Origin of the sequence: Nitrosomonas aestuarii (assembly GCF_003046585.1) — a bacterium.
GTDB lineage: Bacteria > Pseudomonadota > Gammaproteobacteria > Burkholderiales > Nitrosomonadaceae > Nitrosomonas > Nitrosomonas aestuarii.
The window spans coordinates 186726-201722 of record NZ_QAAE01000002.1 but is presented as its reverse complement, the minus strand read 5'-3'; the positions used below and the strand labels follow the sequence as shown (position 1 = coordinate 201722).

Below are 14997 nucleotides of genomic sequence, written 5' to 3'. Positions count from 1 at the left end.
AAAGACGGATTCATTTCACGTGAAACACCTTTAATATTTTCGAAAGTGCGCAATTCCTCCATACTCAGCCGATAAAAGGTCTCCAGCCAGTAACAAATACGTTGCTTTACCTGCTCTATTTTAATTATTTTAGTCTGTGCAATGGAAACCTGAGTTACCGTATTCGTATTAAAAGATATTGAGATATTGCGCGAATTCTTCTTTAGGCTTTGGCGCGAGGAGGCAGAGATCCTATCGATAACAATGGGGCCAATAATTGGCTGTAATAAACTTCATATCATATCGATCATTCCTATTGTAGGATTACTTTTCAAAATTAGATGCAGAAGACTGGATAAAAAGTATAGTGATGTTATAGATAGGTTGTGTTGATTTTTTTTCATCTTTCAGTGTAGATTGAAACAGACTTGTCGTATAAGAAATCGATACATGTTGGACGAGTTTTATAAAAGAGGTTATGCTGTCGCCGTTTTACTCTTTTTACTGTATTGGCGCCCATAGCTCAGATGGATAGAGTACCGCCCTCCGAAGGCGGGGGTCACACGTTCGAATCGTGTTGGGCGCGCCAATTTTGTCTTTTGCTAACATCAACGCTTGACTAAATCGGTTAAACCAATCTATCTATTATTTTTCCTAGATTATTTTGTGCGAAGAGAGTGGTTTAATGGATTATGCATTCAACAATAATAAGAATTCTTATTTTTAGTTTTTGCGGACTCGGGCTCACGGGATGTAATTCTTTTGAAAAACCCGTTTCACCATTTTCAATGACTAATGAACTGGTGGTGATAACGGTAGAATATACAGATAATTTTTACATTGATGATGAAGGTAACTTTTCTGGTATAACCTATGATTTAGTACATGAATTTGCAGCTGAGATCGGCTTAGAGATTCGTTTTGTAGTGAAGTCTGAGGTTGAATCTGCTTTAACTGCATTGCAGAAACATCAGGCTCATTTTGCCATTGGCCTGGATATTCCAGAAGAGCAAGCATCTCGTTTTGTCTTAGGTCCGGTTTATTTACATACCCATCATCAGATTGCTTTTAATGCTAAAAACGCTGAACCTCAGGATATTCAAAAACTTATTGGAAAACAGATTGAAGTTCCCAACGGTTCAACACATGAAAAGCAATTGCAAAAAATTAAATTAGAAATTCCTGAACTGTCATGGTCTGCTGTGACACTTTCGAGTGAAGCATTACTGGCTAAACTGGATAGAGGCGATATCGCTTATACAGTGGCTGATTCCCTGCATATTAAAAAAGCAAATCACTTTTATCCTCGAGTAAAAGGTGCTTTTGAATTAGATTCGTCTGTCAGTCGATGGATTTTTCCTAAATTTACAGAAAAATTATTGCTTGACAAAGTGAATATGTTTTTTGAGCGTATTATGCACGAAGGCGTATTGGGGCAATTGTTAGATAGCTACAATGGACAGTATCATCAACTAAGTCCGGGTGATATATATTTTTTTAAAAAAAAAATTCAATCAAAATTGCCCGGCTTGAAAAGCTATTTTTTACAAGCAGAGCGTTTAACTGACATAGACTGGCGCTTGTTGGCTGCTTTAGCGTATCAGGAATCACATTGGAATCCACAGGCAAAATCGCCTACCGGTGTGCGTGGAATGATGATGCTGACACGAGAGACCGCAAGGCGAATGAAAGTTAAAAACCCTACGGAATCACGTCAGAATATAGTTGCTGGTGCGCGTTATTTAAAACTACTAAAAGATAAGCTTCCAGAAAGTGTTCTAGAGCCTGACAGAACCTGGATGGCTTTAGCTGCATATAATCAGGGTTATGGTCGGATAATTGATGCACGAGCATTGGCGAAGCGTTTCAATTTAAATCCGGATTTATGGATAGATTTGAAAAAAACGTTGCCATTGCTGAACAAAGAACATTATTCCAATACCATACAATATGGTCATGCGCGCGGTGATGAAGCAGTAACTTTGACAAATTCGGTACGTGCTTATTATGAAATTCTGAAAAACGTTGCCGGTGAAGATTCTTAAGTTGTTTAAGAGATTTGCTCTATTTAATATAAGATGGATTCGTGCAAGTTGTATCTTTATAGATAAAGGAATTTATGTTTACAGGAATTATTCAGGCAACTGGCACAATAACGCAGGTCAATCCTCTAACAAATTGTTTTGACAATGGGTTATGCCTGAGTATTTCTCCAGGTTCTCTAGATATGAGCGATGTTTCAATTGGAGATAGTATTGCTGTAAATGGTGTTTGTCTGACTGTAACGGCGAAACCTGATACGTTATTTACAGTCGATGTGTCTCCAGAAACGCTTCAATGTACTTGGGGTTTGGATAAATCCGGTCAGTTGGTCAATCTCGAGAAGGCCATGCGTTTGTCTGATCGGCTGGGCGGTCATCTTGTCAGCGGGCATGTTGATGCGACTGGGAAAGTGGTTAAGTTTAAACCATCGAGAGAAAATGGCGAAAATTTTACATTGACAATTTCCTCACCCAGGCAGCTGTTACGCTACATTACGCTTAAAGGATCAATTACAGTTAATGGCGTAAGCCTTACTATTAATCAGATTGAGAAAGGTGAATTTTCGATGAATCTAATTCCGCACACCTTGTCTATGACAACTTTAAGTGAGTTAAAACCAGGTATGCTTGTCAATTTGGAAACAGATATGTTGGCACGTTATGTAGAAAACCTATTGGTTATATCAGGAAAATTGGAAAAATGACAATCAGCACCATACAGGACATTATTGCTGATTTAAAAACTGGCAGAATGGTTATTCTCGTTGATGAAGAGGATCGGGAGAATGAAGGCGATTTGATTCTAGCTGCTGATTTTGTTACGCCTGAAGCCATTAATTTTATGGCAACCCATGGTAGAGGCCTCATATGCTTAACGCTGACGGAAGCACGTTGTCACCAATTAAATTTGCCTTTGATGGTCACTGCAAACCGCTCTCCGCTTGGAACTAATTTTACATTATCTATTGAAGCAGCTAGCGGTGTTACTACGGGTATTTCAGCAGCAGATCGTGCAAGTACGATAAAAGCCGCTGTTAAAGCGGATGCTAAAGCGGAAGATATTGTGCAACCTGGGCATATTTTCCCATTAATGGCGCAAAAAGGAGGTGTACTGGTTCGCGCAGGCCATACGGAAGCTGGCTGTGATTTGGCCAGTATGGCCGGTCTGACAGCAGCATCCGTTATTTGTGAAATACTGAAAGAAGACGGCAGCATGGCAAGATTACCTGATCTGATGGCATTTGCTGAAAAGCATCGGCTTAAAATTGGTACCATTGCAGATTTAATTCATTATCGAAGCTTGACCGAAAGTCTGATAACGCGCGTAGCAGAACGTGCAATTCAAACAATACATGGAAATTTTTTTCTCGTTGCATATCGTGATGAAACAGCTGACACAGTTCATCTTGCTTTAACCAAGGGAGAAATAAAACCTGATAGCGAGACATTAGTGCGCGTGCATGAGCCTGTGTCTGTCATTGATTTGCTGGATGTTCATGACGATACACATTCTTGGAATATTCATGAAGCTATGCGCATGGTTGCTGAAGCTGGGAGTGGAGTCATTGTCCTTTTACATGGGAAAGAAAATTCTGATAAGCTGATTGAGCGTGTTCAATTGCATGAATCCGATTTTTCTGGCCGAAATAAATCGGATTTAAGAGATCATGGTATCGGCGCGCAAATACTGAGGGATTTAAATGTTGGAAAAATGCGGTTATTAGCAACGCCAAGGAAAATGCCTAGCATGACAGGATTCGGTTTAGAAGTGACCAGTTATGTAGATGCATCTGATCATAACAGGTCGTAATTCTCAAATTTTGTTTGGAATGCGGCATCAGTCATTAAATAATTGAATTGTGAATATAAACGGGAGAAAAAATGGCGTACTATGACGATATTCTAGAATTTGAGCCAGACCTCAATGGAGATGGGCTGCGGGTTGGTATCGTATTGAGTCGTTTTAATATTGATATAGGGGAAGGGCTTTTAGGTACGTGTACAGAGAGATTAAAAGAGTATAACGTACAGGATCCGGATATTTTGCTGATAACTGTCCCTGGGGCATTGGAAATACCTGCAACGTTATTAAAAATGGCATATTCCAATCAATTTGATGTGCTTATAGCTTTGGGTGCTGTTATTCGTGGCGATACATATCATTTTGAGGTAGTGGCCAATGAATCAGCGCGTGGAATAACACAAGTACAGTTGGAAACGGAGATTCCTGTTATGAATGGTATCTTAACAACTGATACTGAAGATCAGGCGCTTGAGCGTATGAGTCAAAAAGGTTCAGATGTAGCCAGAGCTGCTGTGGAAATGGGAAATTTACTGATTAAGCTGGAAGAATATAGTGTTGACTGATATACAAGTAACAGCAAAAAATAAAATCACAAAACCAAAAAGCCGCCGGCGGATGGCACGGGAACTTGCTTTACAGGGTATTTATCAGTGGCGCGTGGCGGGTGGTACAATCAATTTTATTGAGGCTCAACTAATTGAGACAAAAGAATTTTATCGTTCTGATGAAAAATATTTTTCAATTCTGTTTAAAGGCGTACTCAGTGATGTGAGCACACTGGAAGCGACCATACAGCCTTTTCTCGACAGATCCCTAAAGGAATTGAGCCCGGTAGAGTTTGCTATACTACTATTAAGTACATATGAATTAATCCATTTTTTAGAAGTACCTTATCGAGCAATCATAAACGAGGCGATAGAACTGGCTAGAACATATGGAGGCAGTGATGGCTATAAGTATGTTAATGGTGTTTTAGACAAACTTGCGCTGAAATTACGTGCGGTTGAAACTTCGGCACAAACTTAATGGTAAACCAAAGTCTGTTATTTTGGTAAGCCTATTTTCAAATCGTGTCTTCGGAATTTGAGATTATCCAGCGTTATTTTAAGCGGCCGACCAACGATACAATACTGGGTATCGGAGATGATGCAGCAATAATAGCGCCGACAGCCAAAATGGAATTGGCAATTTCCACAGATACCTTGGTTTCAGGACAGCATTTTTTTGAAGATGTAGATCCTTATAAGCTGGGTTATAAAGCCATTTCTGTCAATTTATCGGATATGGCCGCTATGGGAGCCAGGCCTCGATGGGTAACTCTTTCATTGACATTACCCAAAAAATTAATCGAATATAATGAGGTATGGTTGAGCGAGTTTGCTCGAGGTTTTCATGAACTGGCGCGAATGCATCATGTTGCACTCATTGGAGGTGATACTACTTCCGGACCACTTAATATTGGTGTACAAATTATCGGAGAAATTGAAAAAGGTCAGTCATTGCGTCGCGATGGTGCAAAATCGGGTGACGATATCTGGGTATCCGGATGTTTGGGTGATGCCGCTTTAGCATTAAAATTTGAACTGCAAAAAATAAAACTGACTGATAAAGAAGCGGAGCTTTGCATGTCAGCATTGCATATGCCGATAGCACGCATCGAATTGGGACAACTTTTGACTGGTCTGGCACATAGTGCAATCGACATTTCAGATGGGTTAATGGCAGACTTGGGGCATATTTTAGTTTCATCAAGAAGTGCGGCTATAATACAGTTGGAAGCTGTGCCATGTTCTGAAGTTTTGAAACGATTTTTACCTTCGTCTCTAGCTGTTCAGTGTCTTCTTGCGGGTGGCGATGATTATGAATTGTGTTTTACTGCTCCAAAAAATAATCGCAATTCTATTGAAAGTATTGCACAAAAATTAAAAATTCCTTTAACTATGATTGGAGAAATTACGCAAGGAGAAGGTTTACTTGTAATGGATGCCGAAGGTAGGGAAATAACCGTGGAGAAGAGAGGATATGACCACTTTGCTTCCTAAAACTGATTACCCTTCCAATAATAAGGATTTTGGATTATCCGTCTCGCAACCGGATATTGTTTTCGTTTGTAAGCATCCTGCCTATTTTATAGCTTTTTCAGGTGGTTTTGGACTGAGCGCTAAAGCACCTGGTACTGTCGGGACACTTATCGCATTTCCATTATTTTGGGTATTGGATCATTATCTTGATCCAATTCATTTATTGTTATTGATTGACATTTTCTTTATTCTGGGCATATGGGCATGTGGGGTAACTGGAAAAGCACTGGGTGAATCTGATCATGGTGGTATTGTATGGGATGAAACTGTTGCGTTTTTGCTGGTGTTGTATTTTACACCAGCGGGTTGGTTTTGGCAGCTTGTAGCTTTTTTCCTGTTTCGATTGTTTGATATTATCAAACCACAGCCTATCCGATATTATGACCAACGTTTGAAAAATGGCTTTGGTGTCATGTTCGACGATTTGATCGCAGCATTTTTTACTTTACTTTGCTTGTCGGGTTGGAAGGCTTGGGTATTGCTTTAGTACTTCATCAACTGAGTAATAATAAGCCTAGTTAACTATTTAACTCCATTGGTCACGTTAGGTCTCTTGACAAAAACTGCCTTTCTTCTGAGTTGCACATTGTGATGTCACATTCTGTGATCGTTACATATCATCACTCAGATTATTATGATGTAATCAGGATGATTTTAATAAGATACTGACTATTTTATATGGACACTGGAAAAGTTGGAGGTTTTGACAATGTTGATAATGGGCAAAGAATCTTATACTTAGCAACTAAAGTTGGAGAACGTCTTCGGCAACATGGTTTATTGATGGTTAGCGCAGAATCTTGCACAGGCGGGTGGTTGGGACAGATTATCACGGCAATTGCTGGTAGCTCTGTTTGGTATGAACGTGGTTTTATTACTTATAGCGATCTTTCTAAACATGAAATGTTGGGTGTCAGTATGACTGCACTCAACAAATATGGTGCCGTTTCTGAGGTAATTGCACAAGAAATGGCATTCGGTGCGCAAAACAATAGTCCAGCTCATATCAGTGTAGCCATCACTGGAATTGCCGGCCCTACTGGTGGAAACAAAGTTAAACCTATTGGTACTGTCTGTTTTGCCTGGGCGGTAAAAGGAGGACTATCAAAAAGTGAAACATGTCATTTTGAAGGTGATCGTGAATCGGTGCGACAACAGTCAGTGGCCAAAGCATTGCAAGGATTATTAGACCTCTTGGATGAAATTTCTGTTGTGGTTGTCTGAAGCTGAGTCAATATACAAATCTTTGCTCTTATACAAAATACGAAGGATCATGATACGTATGACTTGCTTGTGATGGTTTGAGTGCAGAAATAGTGTCTTTCATCATCAATGCCAGTTTAATACGATCTGTAATCTGTAGCTTGCGAAAAATTTCAGTTAAATGCGCTTTGACAGTGCGTTCTGTAATATCTAATCGATTTGCAATTTTTTTATTGCTTTCACCGCGTCCAACAAACGTTGCAATTTCGTATTCTCGTTTAGTCAGATTTGTTAACAAATCATGGATTGCGTTTTCAATCCTGTCTTTTTCCAAAGAAACTTCGACAAGCTCCTGTAGCATATAGCTAGTCAGCGAACGGCGTATCCACAATTCACCCTTCTGAATGGCATTGATTGTATAATTAATTTGTTCTGGATTCATATCATAGTGGCAACAACCTTTAACGCCACATTTGAATAATGTCCATTCTTCATTGTCGGCAATTGCCGGGCTGAAAATAATTATTTTTATTTTAGGAATTAAGTTGGTGATATCCAAGATATCTTTTTGAAGATTAAGTCCTAAAAACTTATAATCAAGCAAAAGTATATCTGGGTTTGCCTTTGGTAGCCGATCTTTAAAATTTTTGGAATTATTAATTATACAAGGAGATGATAAGCCAAAAACACTTTCTTCCCATCGTGCAAGCAATTCTGTATTTGAGCTGGCAAGTAGAATTAACATAAGTTTCTAAATCAATTTAATGTGAAGTAAAAATTATTTTTTTCATCATCTTTGCAAGAATTTTGCGTGAAACCCATGGTTCTCCTTTAGCAACTGTACGAATAATTTTTGAAACACTAAAGGACGGTGCGATATAGTTGACTACACCGCGTGCTCCTTTTTCGAGTGCTTTTAGAACATGATTGTCATCAGCTTCTTCTTTGACCAAAACAACAGGTAACGTATCAGGACAATGGTTATTAAGTGCATCAAGCAAGTCAAAGGATTCTTTTTTTAACTGATGAGTGTTCAAAAAAAGGATTCGGGGCTTTAACCGTTTAGTTCTTGCAACAATATTTGCATTTAACGACAGATTGTCACGAGACTTAAGTCGTCTTTCTAGTTTTGTGTTACGAAAGGAATTTTTATCAGATAATATTTCTATAGTTTGGTCGTTCCGGCGCAGGTATTGCTCTAAATGATTACGTTTGTTCTGATCATTTTCTGCTACAGCTACTGTAATCATTCGCATTTTTCCTTTTGCTTTCAATTTTTATCAGCAATTTATCTCATCTGTACGAGATGGTGTGACTAATTCTTGAAATTAATTTCATTTAATAAATTTACGATATGTTTGCCTGGTATTGCATAACTGATCCCACTTGGTGCAGATAGGGCGGATTCCTTTTTACCTTTGACATATACCATGTTAATAACACCGTAGACTAATCCCGTGTCAGGGTCGTAGAGGGGACTGCCGCTATTACCCGGATATGCCACGCCATCAAGCTGAAACACCATGAATGGCGACTGGAGTTGCCTGATCAGCCTTGCATTCAATTGTGTCGCGTTATGTGCAGGCCTTATAATAGGTGTAATGGAGGAAATAATTGCTTGGTGCGTGACAGGATAAAAACCGAGAACCATGCCGATGGGAAAACCGGTATAAGCCACTCGTTTTCCTTCCCTGACCGTTTCCGACTTTCCAAGCTTTAACACAGGTAGTGCGGTCCCATTGATTTTTAACAAAGCAAGATCATATTCTTTTTTTATGGAAATAATGGTTGCATCTCTGAGTTCAGGTTTACTATCCTGCCCTGTGATCACAACATATTTTTCCATTTTTCCAAAATTCAGCGTTTCCGGAATAACATGTGCGTTGGTGACAACATGCAATCCATCACCGACTACAAAGCCTGTGCCCGTAAATGTAAGTGCCGGTGACTTCGTTTTTTGATATGTTCCAATACCAACAATCGATGGCTTTACCTTGACAATGGTTTCTTCTAGTTGCGCGTAGCTAACGGATGATAAAATGCAAATACTAATGCCCGTAAAAAAGTATTTTGTTTTCCGACCAAAAGTAAAATATAGATGCTTGCTAGGTAAGATAGATGATAATTTAATCATAATTAAAAAATGTTTTTCCCGTTTTCACACAAGACCTGGCAGCTCAGGAAATTAAAATAAAGAATACATATTTAAGTAGCGATAATTGTAGAATGCTTAGTATACGGCCTTAATATAGTTTAATTTCGTTGAATAGATAGTTAAACCCACATTAATTTATAATTAATTATGATTGTACGTACTCGATTTGCTCCCAGTCCTACCGGCTACCTCCATATTGGCGGCGCACGCACTGCATTGTTTTCCTGGGCGTATGCACGCAAACATGGCGGGCAATTTATACTGCGTATAGAAGATACTGATCTTGAGCGTTCGACCAAAGAATCCATAAGCGCTATTCATGATGGCATGGAATGGCTGGGACTGGATTATGATGAAGGCCCATTCTATCAGATGGAGCGTTTGCAACGTTATCAGGAAGTTGCACAACAATTGTTACAAAATGATCTGGCATATTATTGCTATGCTAGTAAAGAAGAATTGGATGAAATGCGGGAACAGCAATTGGCTGCGGGCTTGAAACCCAGGTATGATGGCCGTTGGCGCGACTCTAATCAATCTCCTCCAGCAAATGTGAAGCCGGTGATACGGTTTAAAAATCCACTGGGAGGTTATGCAACTTTTACCGATTTGATTAAGGGAAAAATTACGGTTGCCAATAATGAGCTTGATGATCTGGTATTGATTCGGAGCGATGGTGTTCCCACATATAATTTTAGTGTTGTTTTAGATGATCTTGATATGAATATCACACATGTTATTCGCGGTGATGATCATGTTAATAACACGCCACGACAAATTAACATACTTAAAGCATTAGGGGCGCCATTACCCGAATATGCACATGTACCCATGATACTCGGTGCAAATGGTGAGCGCTTGTCCAAACGACATGGTGCAGTGTCGGTGATGCAGTATCGTGATGATGGTTATTTGCCAGAAGCTTTGATTAATTATCTAGCACGATTAGGGTGGTCGCACGGTGATGAAGAAATTTTCAATCGTCAACAGTTGGTGGAATGGTTTGATTTATCTTCAATCAGCCGCTCTCCGGCAAAATTTAACCCCGAAAAGCTGCATTGGCTAAATCAGCAATATCTGAAAAAAACCGACAATAGCCGGCTGGCTGAACTGGTCGTACCTTTCCTTAGAAAAGATGACTGTGACGTTCAAAGAGGTCCTGATTTACTTAAAGTCATTGATTTGCTGAAAGAAAGAGTTAATACAATAGAAGAATTGGCAGATGCGGCTGTATTCTTTTTTCGTGCGCTTGCGCCTTCCGAAGAGTTAAAAGAGCAGTTTTTTACTTTGGAAAGTAAGCCATTAATCGTGGATCTAATGGAAAAATTAAGTCAGATTGAAGATTGGAACCGGGAATCGATCCATCTGACAATTAAAAATGTTGTCAAAGGCCATGCAGTGAAATTCCCAAAAGTGGCCATGCCGCTGCGTGTAATGGTCACTGGAGAGGTCCATACACCATCCATTGATGCAATACTCGAACTCCTGGGACGTGAAGAAACGCTTACACGCATGCATACTCAAATGGATAAATTTCCATATAGTTAGATTTACTTTACTTTGGTGTCATGCATCAGTATAATCCTTGTTCCTTTGATCAGGGGGTATAGCTCAGCTGGGAGAGCGCTTGCATGGCATGCAAGAGGTCAGCGGTTCGATCCCGCTTATCTCCACCAGTTTTTTGAAATATGCTGCTACAGTAACTAGAACTGTATTTTCTTAGTCCCCATCGTCTAGAGGCCTAGGACATCGCCCTTTCACGGCGGTAACAGGGGTTCGAATCCCCTTGGGGACGCCAATAAATCAAAGACTTAGAAAATTTAAAGCTTCTTTGTTATTACTATTACGCACCGTAATACGTGGGAATAAATTTTTTTTATTTTCAATGTAGCCGATGTCAAATCAACCGGCGTAAAACTAAAACAATATATCCGGATAAAAAAGCTAATACAGGACAATTGCCAAGCTAGTAGGTGAATACAGCTTGGAATGAGTGTTAATGGATTAGCACTACTAAAAAATTTCTCACACGCACGTGACTATGGTGAATGGTTTGAAAAACGTATCCAGTCATTCGACTGTTTGAAAAAACATACTGCACGAATAAAAGGTTGACTTTTGTTAACTGCATTCAAGGTTGTTTCTTCTTAAGAACACAATTACATACAGATGTATTCGACGTATTTTACACAATACGCTCAAACAATTTTTTCAGATAAACCGACTCGGCGTCATCTCTAAAAACATTGCGGGTTTTGAGGCCGTTTTGATCGTATGAAACATTACGCAGATTGGTGGATTTAGTCGCTGAAACGATAACAGCATCCAGCGTCAACTTCGGATCGGCAATTTTTATCTGCATTTCTTGCTCATTTCCTGTATTCCTCTTTTTAAAAAAAAATAATCATACAGAAAATAACTTCTTAGCTTTGTCGCTTCAGTGTCCAACTTCGCGGACCCACTTCTAATAAAGGTATTTTTTTATCATCAATGATTGTACTGGAAGGGTAACCGGATAGGCTTGTCAAATAGCAGTAAATATTACCATGTGATTACTACTCAAAGATTGAAAAACATATGATGTTAATCATAGGTAATTTTTGGCCAGTGATAGAAAGTTCTACACCTCTTGGGGAGGCTCTAATTTAGTAGCGAATTTTTTACTAAGCTGACATTACACACTGGTTTCGTTATGATGAGTAACTAAAATCGCTTACTATTATCTTCTGCGTTTACCTGCATATTGATTTTCAAAAGACCTCTTTTATTCAGTCTGTATTCATGTTTGTCTGCGTATAGTTGAGTTATCAGACAGGAGTCTGAATTGTTATTTACAATACGGAGGTTCCCTATGACAACCAAAACATTAACCCCTATTACCCTGGCGCTTATGATGTTGTTCGGACTGGTCTTGGCGATGCCAGTTGCTGTGGAAGCAGGTAGGGGGCACCATCAATACGGTCATTCTCATCATCATTTTTATAATCATGGTTCTGGACATTCGCATCACCATCATCATAATAAACGTCATTATAAGAAACATTACAACAAAAAACATTCCAAGCGGCATGACCCCTATTATGGTGGTTACAATCGGAACTACAATCAACCTTATTACAACAGGCCGTATTACAACCAGCATAATTCTAATCCTCAACCCCGGTATAGCTATAGCCCCAACTATATCAGCAGCCCGCCTGTAGCGGGATATGGCTATCCATCCAATATGACGTTTGGTATTAATACCGGAAATACAAGCTTTATGTTACGCTATTAAGAATTGGATCTGGTAATGTGGAGGCTTTTTTTCGCAATACCGACACTGTTTCAATGCAATAGACGAGCAATTCGTAAATGTAAAAGTCGGTCAATTTGGCATATAAAGCTGCTTATTCATGAATAAACCGCAAAAATTTTTTCTGATCATGCTCTTGATAGCAAGCCTTCCTATTAATGTGCTTGCTGATTGGCAGGATCATATTGACAATCTTTATAAAACCGGCAGCCAGCAGGCTGAAATCTCGCAACGAAAAGCTATTTCCATTGCACAACAACATATTAAAGGCCGAGTCCTGGATATCAGACGTAGCGACGATATTTATCGCATTAAAATTCTCAGCGATCAAGGTTCAATACATGTTGTAATGGTCAGCGCTAAAGATGGGACAATTAAAACAGGATACTAATTCTGGTTAACAAATCGTTATGCGTATTCTGGTTATTGAAGATGAACTGAAATTACAAGCGCAGATCCGTCAGAAACTTGAGTCTGATGGCTATATGGTTGATACCTGCAGTAATGGCAAGGAGGGTCTGTATATTGCTCATGAATATCCCCTTGATGCTGCGATTATTGATATTGGCCTACCCGGTATATCGGGGTTGGAGGTCATCAAAACACTGCGTGAAGAGGGCAGTGTTCTGCCTATCTTGATTTTAACGGCCAGAGACAGCTGGCAAGATAAAGTAAACGGATTGGAAATCGGCGCAGATGATTATTTAACCAAGCCATTTCAAATCGAAGAATTACAAGCAAGAATTAAAGCGCTGTTACGCCGTGCGACAGGCATACCCGGTACGACTTTAAAATGTGGCTCCATTGTGCTTAATGTTACTACGCAAATGGTGACTGTTGATGATAATAAGATCGATTTGACCAGTTTTGAATACCGTTTACTTGAACTTCTGATAAGACATCAGGGCGAAGTGTTATCAAAGCGTATCTTGACCGATTATCTCTATCCACATGATGAGGACCGTGACAGCAATGTACTGGAAGTGATGGTGGGCCGTTTACGGCGAAAACTGGATCCCGATAATAATCTGAATCCCATAGAAACATTGCGGGGCCGGGGGTATCGTTTTACGATTATATGCGATAAAACGGCATGATATCACTTAATAAGCGTATTTTATTAAGCGCTACAGGGGTGTTGCTGATTTTCATAGTGGGTATAGCCCTGGCACTGGATCGGGCATTTTATGACAGTGCAAGGTTAGGTGTACAGGATCGCATGTTGGCAAGGCTTCTCATGTTAATGGGTGATGCCGAGGTGGATGATGATGGTAATCTGGAGATGCCTACCAATTTGCTCGATACAGAATTCAGCAGACCCAATGCGAGTACCTATGCATTTATTATTGACCATAAAAAAACAATCGCGTGGCAGTCGACATCTGCATTAAACAAAAAATTGCCCGAACTCCCACTGTTAAACCGGGGTGTAAAAGATTTCAGTGACATCACGCTTAATGACAAATCTTATTTTATTTATCGTTATGGTGTCGCATGGACAACTGAGGCAGGAAGTTACCCGTTAACTTTTAATGTGATTACAGATACGGTGCTATTTGATGCGCAAATAGAACGTTACCGCGAAGATCTCTGGGGCTGGTTGAGTGTGATGGCCGTATTACTCCTGATTACGCAAATGCTGGTATTGCGCTGGGGGCTTCAGCCCATGCGGCGGGTTTCGATTGAACTGTCGGCGATTGAATCCGGTAAGCAGGAAAATGTGGACGGGATCTATCCGAGTGAACTCAAATTGTTGACCGATAGTATCAATTCACTTATTAATCATGAACGCAAACAGCAAAAACGCTACCGTAATGCACTAGCTGATCTTGCGCATAGCTTGAAAACACCTTTAGCTATTCTTCAAGGTGCAGCAACCGTACAAAACAATCAGAAGGATAAGGAGAGAACTGTACGAGAGCAAATAGAGCGGATGGATAACATCATTCAATATCAGTTACGCCGTGCAGCAACAGCTGGCAGTTCGCCGGGAATGCGTCATATCATGTTGCATTCGGTTGTTGATCGTATCGTAAAAACAGTTCGAAAGGCTTATCACGACAAACATCCAGAAATATCAATGGCGCTTGATAAAGACATCAGCCTGCGCATTGACGAAGGCGATTTAATGGAATTACTCGGTAACCTCATCGACAATGCTTTTAAGTGGTCCAAGCAGCAGATTATCCTCTCCGCGCAGCAGGATCAAGAGCATGTCATTATTCAGATTAAAGATGATGGGCCGGGTATTCAGCAGCATGAGATTGCAAGCATACTTGAACGTGGCGTGCGTGCCGATCAATCCATTCCCGGACATGGTATTGGGTTGGCGATTGTACGCGATATCATACAAGTCTATGGTGGCGATTTGTCTATTGAACAAAATATTCCTACGGGCGCGTGCGTCACAGTTTACCTGAAAAATAGATAAGCATTAG

At 39.9% G+C, this 14997-nt stretch carries 17 protein-coding genes and 3 tRNA genes; 16 read left to right on the top strand and 4 right to left on the bottom strand.

Going from position 1 to position 14997, the window contains the following annotated elements:
- Positions 1 to 491: 491 nt before the first annotated feature.
- From C8R11_RS02610 to C8R11_RS02570, 9 genes are all read left to right on the top strand, one after another.
- A tRNA-Arg gene (locus C8R11_RS02610) sits at positions 492 to 568 on the top strand.
- 103 nt (positions 569 to 671) lie between these two features.
- The gene (gene mltF, locus C8R11_RS02605; RefSeq protein WP_107794331.1) at positions 672 to 2024 is read left to right on the top strand and encodes a membrane-bound lytic murein transglycosylase MltF; all 1353 of its coding nucleotides are present in this window, start codon (positions 672 to 674) and stop codon (positions 2022 to 2024) included.
- Between the two features lie 74 nt (positions 2025 to 2098).
- Positions 2099 to 2725: a riboflavin synthase gene (locus C8R11_RS02600; protein WP_107794330.1), complete on the top strand. Its 627-nt coding sequence runs from the start codon at positions 2099 to 2101 to the stop codon at positions 2723 to 2725.
- Positions 2722 to 3831, top strand: a complete 1110-nt coding sequence (gene ribBA / locus C8R11_RS02595; RefSeq protein WP_107794329.1) for a bifunctional 3,4-dihydroxy-2-butanone-4-phosphate synthase/GTP cyclohydrolase II — start codon at positions 2722 to 2724, stop codon at positions 3829 to 3831. Before C8R11_RS02600 ends, ribBA begins: the two co-directional genes overlap by 4 nt.
- A gap of 71 nt (positions 3832 to 3902) precedes the next feature.
- On the top strand, positions 3903 to 4388 hold the full coding sequence (ribH, locus tag C8R11_RS02590) for a 6,7-dimethyl-8-ribityllumazine synthase (protein WP_090696358.1): 486 nt from the start codon (positions 3903 to 3905) through the stop codon (positions 4386 to 4388).
- A 52-nt stretch (positions 4389 to 4440) separates the two neighbouring features.
- Positions 4441 to 4851: a transcription antitermination factor NusB gene (nusB, locus tag C8R11_RS02585; RefSeq protein WP_107794435.1), complete on the top strand. Its 411-nt coding sequence runs from the start codon at positions 4441 to 4443 to the stop codon at positions 4849 to 4851.
- 44 nt (positions 4852 to 4895) lie between these two features.
- Complete coding sequence (gene thiL, locus C8R11_RS02580; RefSeq protein WP_107794328.1) at positions 4896 to 5867, top strand: thiamine-phosphate kinase; 972 nt, start codon at positions 4896 to 4898, stop codon at positions 5865 to 5867.
- Positions 5848 to 6393 carry a phosphatidylglycerophosphatase A family protein gene (locus C8R11_RS02575; protein ID WP_107794327.1) on the top strand — a complete coding sequence of 182 codons (546 nt, stop codon included), beginning with the start codon at positions 5848 to 5850 and terminating at the stop codon, positions 6391 to 6393. Before thiL ends, C8R11_RS02575 begins: the two co-directional genes overlap by 20 nt.
- Before the next feature lie 191 nt (positions 6394 to 6584).
- Positions 6585 to 7130 carry a CinA family protein gene (locus C8R11_RS02570; protein WP_107794326.1) on the top strand — a complete coding sequence of 182 codons (546 nt, stop codon included), beginning with the start codon at positions 6585 to 6587 and terminating at the stop codon, positions 7128 to 7130.
- A gap of 28 nt (positions 7131 to 7158) precedes the next feature.
- On the opposite strand, the gene C8R11_RS02565 is transcribed toward C8R11_RS02570, so the two are convergent.
- The 3 genes from C8R11_RS02565 to C8R11_RS02555 form a co-directional block, all read right to left on the bottom strand.
- Complete coding sequence (locus tag C8R11_RS02565; RefSeq protein ID WP_107794325.1) at positions 7159 to 7854, bottom strand: LuxR C-terminal-related transcriptional regulator; 696 nt, start codon at positions 7852 to 7854, stop codon at positions 7159 to 7161.
- A gap of 16 nt (positions 7855 to 7870) precedes the next feature.
- Positions 7871 to 8359 (bottom strand): response regulator transcription factor, encoded by a 489-nt coding sequence (locus tag C8R11_RS02560; protein ID WP_107794324.1) that lies wholly within the window; start codon positions 8357 to 8359, stop codon positions 7871 to 7873.
- Between the two features lie 65 nt (positions 8360 to 8424).
- Positions 8425 to 9243 (bottom strand): S1 family peptidase, encoded by an 819-nt coding sequence (locus tag C8R11_RS02555; RefSeq protein ID WP_107794323.1) that lies wholly within the window; start codon positions 9241 to 9243, stop codon positions 8425 to 8427.
- Positions 9244 to 9414: 171 nt separating this feature from the next.
- Here C8R11_RS02555 and gltX point away from each other — a divergent pair, with 171 nt between their 5' ends.
- The 3 genes from gltX to C8R11_RS02540 all read left to right on the top strand — a co-directional run bounded on the left by gltX (position 9415) and on the right by C8R11_RS02540 (position 11062).
- Positions 9415 to 10812 (top strand): glutamate--tRNA ligase, encoded by a 1398-nt coding sequence (gene gltX, locus C8R11_RS02550; protein WP_090696652.1) that lies wholly within the window; start codon positions 9415 to 9417, stop codon positions 10810 to 10812.
- 52 nt (positions 10813 to 10864) lie between these two features.
- Positions 10865 to 10940: transfer RNA gene (locus C8R11_RS02545), tRNA-Ala, on the top strand.
- 46 nt (positions 10941 to 10986) lie between these two features.
- A tRNA-Glu gene (locus C8R11_RS02540) sits at positions 10987 to 11062 on the top strand.
- Positions 11063 to 11449: 387 nt separating this feature from the next.
- Here the strand turns inward: C8R11_RS02540 and C8R11_RS15975 are convergent.
- Complete coding sequence (locus C8R11_RS15975; protein WP_181258131.1) at positions 11450 to 11626, bottom strand: hypothetical protein; 177 nt, start codon at positions 11624 to 11626, stop codon at positions 11450 to 11452.
- 489 nt (positions 11627 to 12115) lie between these two features.
- Between C8R11_RS15975 and C8R11_RS02535 the strand changes: the two genes are divergently transcribed.
- The 4 genes from C8R11_RS02535 to C8R11_RS02520 all read left to right on the top strand — a co-directional run bounded on the left by C8R11_RS02535 (position 12116) and on the right by C8R11_RS02520 (position 14990).
- Entirely contained in the window at positions 12116 to 12541 is a 426-nt protein-coding gene (locus C8R11_RS02535) for a hypothetical protein (protein ID WP_107794322.1), read from the top strand.
- A 118-nt stretch (positions 12542 to 12659) separates the two neighbouring features.
- On the top strand, positions 12660 to 12950 hold the full coding sequence (locus C8R11_RS02530; RefSeq protein WP_107794321.1) for a PepSY domain-containing protein: 291 nt from the start codon (positions 12660 to 12662) through the stop codon (positions 12948 to 12950).
- 19 nt (positions 12951 to 12969) lie between these two features.
- Positions 12970 to 13656 (top strand): response regulator transcription factor, encoded by a 687-nt coding sequence (locus tag C8R11_RS02525; protein WP_107794320.1) that lies wholly within the window; start codon positions 12970 to 12972, stop codon positions 13654 to 13656.
- Positions 13653 to 14990, top strand: a complete 1338-nt coding sequence (locus C8R11_RS02520) for an ATP-binding protein (RefSeq protein WP_107794319.1) — start codon at positions 13653 to 13655, stop codon at positions 14988 to 14990. Before C8R11_RS02525 ends, C8R11_RS02520 begins: the two co-directional genes overlap by 4 nt.
- The last annotated feature ends 7 nt before the right edge of the window (positions 14991 to 14997 follow it).

Bases quoted from the DNA above. Each gene is read 5' to 3' on its own strand.
- ribBA (WP_107794329.1), top strand. From the start codon at position 2,722: ATGACAATCAGCACCATACAGGACATTATTGCTGATTTAAAAACTGGC.
- C8R11_RS02555 (WP_107794323.1), bottom strand. From the start codon at position 9,243: ATGATTAAATTATCATCTATCTTACCTAGCAAGCATCTATATTTTACT.
- C8R11_RS02575 (WP_107794327.1), top strand. From the start codon at position 5,848: ATGACCACTTTGCTTCCTAAAACTGATTACCCTTCCAATAATAAGGAT.
- C8R11_RS02525 (WP_107794320.1), top strand. From the start codon at position 12,970: ATGCGTATTCTGGTTATTGAAGATGAACTGAAATTACAAGCGCAGATC.
- mltF (WP_107794331.1), top strand. From the start codon at position 672: ATGCATTCAACAATAATAAGAATTCTTATTTTTAGTTTTTGCGGACTC.
- C8R11_RS02600 (WP_107794330.1), top strand. From the start codon at position 2,099: ATGTTTACAGGAATTATTCAGGCAACTGGCACAATAACGCAGGTCAAT.
- C8R11_RS02570 (WP_107794326.1), top strand. From the start codon at position 6,585: ATGGACACTGGAAAAGTTGGAGGTTTTGACAATGTTGATAATGGGCAA.
- C8R11_RS02565 (WP_107794325.1), bottom strand. From the start codon at position 7,854: ATGTTAATTCTACTTGCCAGCTCAAATACAGAATTGCTTGCACGATGG.
- C8R11_RS02530 (WP_107794321.1), top strand. From the start codon at position 12,660: ATGAATAAACCGCAAAAATTTTTTCTGATCATGCTCTTGATAGCAAGC.
- nusB (WP_107794435.1), top strand. From the start codon at position 4,441: ATGGCACGGGAACTTGCTTTACAGGGTATTTATCAGTGGCGCGTGGCG.
- C8R11_RS02535 (WP_107794322.1), top strand. From the start codon at position 12,116: ATGACAACCAAAACATTAACCCCTATTACCCTGGCGCTTATGATGTTG.
- C8R11_RS15975 (WP_181258131.1), bottom strand. From the start codon at position 11,626: ATGCAGATAAAAATTGCCGATCCGAAGTTGACGCTGGATGCTGTTATC.
- C8R11_RS02520 (WP_107794319.1), top strand. From the start codon at position 13,653: ATGATATCACTTAATAAGCGTATTTTATTAAGCGCTACAGGGGTGTTG.
- ribH (WP_090696358.1), top strand. From the start codon at position 3,903: ATGGCGTACTATGACGATATTCTAGAATTTGAGCCAGACCTCAATGGA.
- C8R11_RS02560 (WP_107794324.1), bottom strand. From the start codon at position 8,359: ATGATTACAGTAGCTGTAGCAGAAAATGATCAGAACAAACGTAATCAT.